Consider the following 3271-nt stretch of genomic DNA (forward strand, 5'->3'; position numbering starts at 1 on the left):
CCGTCAGGCGGGCTTTATGCAGTGTTTCCTCAGGTGATCGTATATCCCGGAGCCTGATAGGGTTGTTTGTCGTAGCCGTATTTCAAATCGGAGTACAGGCTGGTGATCGCGTTCCATACCGCGGTACCCACTACGCCGGTTTTCGGGTAGCCGAACAGTTCCTGAAACGCCATGACAGAAGCCTTGGTCATGGGGCCGAAATAGCCGGTGGCGTTGACGGTGGGAATTTCCGGATAGGTGCCGTGGATATAGGTGAGATACTGCTGCATCAGACGGACGTACTCGCTGGTAGTGCCCTCCCGCAGAACCACGCCGGGGTAGAGCACCACGTCATTGACCGAGGTGTCCAGCGGTATCGATTCCACAATGCCGGTGTAGGCATCATAGAGGGCGTTCCATGTGGAAAAATCCACCACGCCCGTCACCGGAAGCCCGAACGCCTGCTGGAGGGATTTGACGGAAGTTTCTGTCTGTTCTCCGAAGTAGCCGGTAATTTCCACCGGCTGTATGGCGGCATAGTAGGCTCCCACCACTGCAAGATGATACTGGAGGGCACGGATGTTTTTTCCCTGCATGCCGAAGTGCAGATCCTCGGTGTGCGTAAGCTCGATGTCCTGCTGGGTCAGCCCCTCGGAGTTCAGTTCTGCCAGGTTTTTCACGCTGGTAAAAATATAGGAGATCCGGTACCATGTGGCTTCGTTGACAATGCCGGTTGCCGGCAGCCCGAAGATTTCCTGAAAGGCAATGACGGCATCTTGTGTGATATAGTCAAAATCGCCGGCAGCTTCGCCGATTTTGGGAATGGCAGGGTAGTTTCTGGAAATGCGGTTCAGCTGTACCTGAATGGTGCGGACCGGATCATCGGAAAGTCCCAGCCGCAAATCAAATCCCGGATAGGAGGGCGTGTTGGTCATTACGGGAACGTTGGTGACAATGTCGATGTCGCTGCCGTAAAATGTGGTAAGGATCTCATAAGGAGTCATGCCCTGTTGTGCCAGCGGCACGGTGCCCCACTGGGAAAGCCCGTCACAGGTTACCGTTGTGCCGTTGCAGAACGCTGTGAACAGCGGCTCCACATTGCCCTGCCGCCGGACGTAAGAGTTGAACAGTTCGTCAACCAGCTGCCCCACGTTTTCGAAAATTTCTCTGCCGTAGATGTACTTCTGGTCAAACTGAGTGGAGTTGGTGATGTCAAAAGGATACCCGCGGGAACGATACCACTCAGTATAGACACGGTTGAGGGCAAAGCTGACAATGACGTAGATGTTGGCACGAATGGCATTTTCCGGCCACGTGGGGTAAATTTCGCTGGATACCACGTTTTTGATGTAATCGGGAAAGGAAACGGTGACGTTGTTCGCCGTTTCCTCCGGCCGCCCCAGATGCACGGTAATATCTCTGGGGATAAAGGGTTCTCCGACTGGCATATCTGGCAGCCCTCCTTACAGATTGGGTTCGGTGTTTTGGTAGACAATGGTTTTCGGCGGCTCCTGCAAGTAGCTGGGCAGGGGAATCATGTGGAAGATCTGTCGGGAGGTCGTGCCGGCGAATACTGGTACAGCTTCGCTGACCTGCCGGTAAAAACCGTCCGCATAGACGCTGACATCATAGGTGCTATATGGCTTTCGGGTTTCGTCGCAGTTCAGTGAGAGAGAAGCCGCCGGCACCGGCAGCGGAATTTTTCCGGTTTCGCCGCTTTCGTTGGTGACGGCAGTGTGTTTCAGATGTACCTGTTCCTCCGTGCCGTTGGTCACCAGCACGGACACACCGGCAAGGGCACGGGCATTGCCGGCACTGCGGGTGATGACCTGAATCCAGCCGATCGCCGGCTGTTCCTGTGGAGTTTTCTCCACTTCCAGCTGCGGCGGAGGAACGGTTTCGGTAGGAAGCGGTTCCGGCATCGGGGGAGCAGGCTCCGGTTCTGGGGGCGTGGGTTCCGGCTGTGGCTCCTGCGGCGGAGCTTCTTCCGGTTCCGGAACGGGTGCCGGTGCAGGTGCAGATGCCTGTGCCGTGTGATAGAGCCGCAGCAGCTCTGCCTGATATTCTTCCGGTGTTTTTTCCATAGCAGTTATCCTCCTGTCAAAGCGTTGATGTGAAGGAAACACTGAATAAAGCCCGCCTGACGGCTTTGCACGCAATCTGCGTGCAGATTTTTCGTCATATTGCCCAGAAATTCCTTGCCAGACATACAGTCTGCCTGCGGAATTTCTGGGCAATCTGCCAAAAAATCTGACGACGCATCTTACCACAAGCTTTGCTCGGTGTTTCTTGAACACGTTCCGCGTTTCCACAATCTATGCGATTGTCTGGGGAAATATGTGCATGGACAATACCGCACAAAAAAGTCTGCCCTTGTCCGGACAGACTTTTCTGTTTTCCACAGTGGAATGTGGAAAGCACATGGAAACCCTGCATAAAGCCCGCCTGACGGCTTTGCACGCAATCTGCGTGCAGATTTTTCGTCATATTGTCCAGAAATCCCTTGCCAGACACCAAGTCTGCCTGCGGAATTTCTGGGCAATCTGCCGAAAAATCTGACGACGCATCTTACCACAAGCTTGATGCAGTGTTTCCCTATCTCTGCTGGGAAACCGTCGCGGGCTCGGTCAGTGCTTCCCGTCGGAACAGGAATGTCATACACCAAAGGGCTGCGATCGCCACCAGAATATAAACGGCACGGCTGATGAACGATGCCGAACCGCCGAAGATCCATGCCACCAGATCAAATTCAAACACGCCGACCAGTCCCCAGTTGACACCGCCGATAATCAGCAGGATCAGTGCAAGTTTATCCCACATGCAGCTACACCTCTTTTCTGCAATTTCTGTGAGAATACATATCCGCTTCTCACAGTTTTGCTCTTATAGTATGCCCGCAAACCGTGTGGAATATTCTGTGGAAAACACCTGTTTTCTGACGGCATGTATTTTGATAACAACCACAAATGGCGTACCATACTTTTTGTGCAATTCTACAAAATCCACAGAGAACAGGCACTTTTTGTGTATTTTCCCTTGACGGGTGACCGCGAATTGTGTATAATAGATACGGTGATAAAACCGCAAAGATGGAGGTCTTATGATTGGTGAAAACCCTCCTATTTTGTTTTTATCAGTTCTCCATTGATTTTATCACTCGTTTTGTTGTCTCCTTTCTTTTGTTCTTGATTTTGTTTAGCCCGATTCCGGTTGGAGTCGGGCGTTTTTTTGTCTGTAGGCACTGTGCGGCTCTCAGATACAAAAGGCAATACCGCACAAAGAGCGTCTGGCG

4 protein-coding genes are annotated in these 3271 nt (G+C 52.6%); all 4 read right to left on the reverse strand.

Annotated elements, in window-relative coordinates; all coding sequences use genetic code 11:
* Positions 1-29: 29 nt before the first annotated feature.
* Positions 30-1427: a peptidoglycan-binding protein gene (locus RUMCAL_RS11310; RefSeq protein ID WP_021683021.1), complete on the reverse strand. Its 1398-nt coding sequence runs from the start codon at positions 1425-1427 to the stop codon at positions 30-32.
* Between the two features lie 15 nt (positions 1428-1442).
* The gene (locus tag RUMCAL_RS14800; RefSeq protein ID WP_021683022.1) at positions 1443-2063 is read right to left on the reverse strand and encodes a carboxypeptidase-like regulatory domain-containing protein; all 621 of its coding nucleotides are present in this window, start codon (positions 2061-2063) and stop codon (positions 1443-1445) included.
* Positions 2064-2157: 94 nt separating this feature from the next.
* The gene (locus tag RUMCAL_RS15615) at positions 2158-2466 is read right to left on the reverse strand and encodes a hypothetical protein (protein ID WP_156902536.1); all 309 of its coding nucleotides are present in this window, start codon (positions 2464-2466) and stop codon (positions 2158-2160) included.
* Positions 2467-2574: 108 nt separating this feature from the next.
* A complete protein-coding gene (locus RUMCAL_RS11325) occupies positions 2575-2799 on the reverse strand; it encodes a DUF378 domain-containing protein (RefSeq protein WP_021683024.1) in 225 nt (74 codons plus the stop codon).
* Positions 2800-3271: the final 472 nt, after the last annotated feature.

It is taken from the genome of Ruminococcus callidus ATCC 27760, assembly GCF_000468015.1.
Taxonomy (GTDB): Bacteria; Bacillota; Clostridia; order Oscillospirales; family Ruminococcaceae; genus Ruminococcus_C; species Ruminococcus_C callidus.

Bases quoted from the DNA above. Each gene is read 5' to 3' on its own strand.
- RUMCAL_RS11310 (WP_021683021.1), bottom strand. From the start codon at position 1,427: ATGCCAGTCGGAGAACCCTTTATCCCCAGAGATATTACCGTGCATCTG.
- RUMCAL_RS14800 (WP_021683022.1), bottom strand. From the start codon at position 2,063: ATGGAAAAAACACCGGAAGAATATCAGGCAGAGCTGCTGCGGCTCTAT.
- RUMCAL_RS15615 (WP_156902536.1), bottom strand. From the start codon at position 2,466: ATGACGAAAAATCTGCACGCAGATTGCGTGCAAAGCCGTCAGGCGGGC.
- RUMCAL_RS11325 (WP_021683024.1), bottom strand. From the start codon at position 2,799: ATGTGGGATAAACTTGCACTGATCCTGCTGATTATCGGCGGTGTCAAC.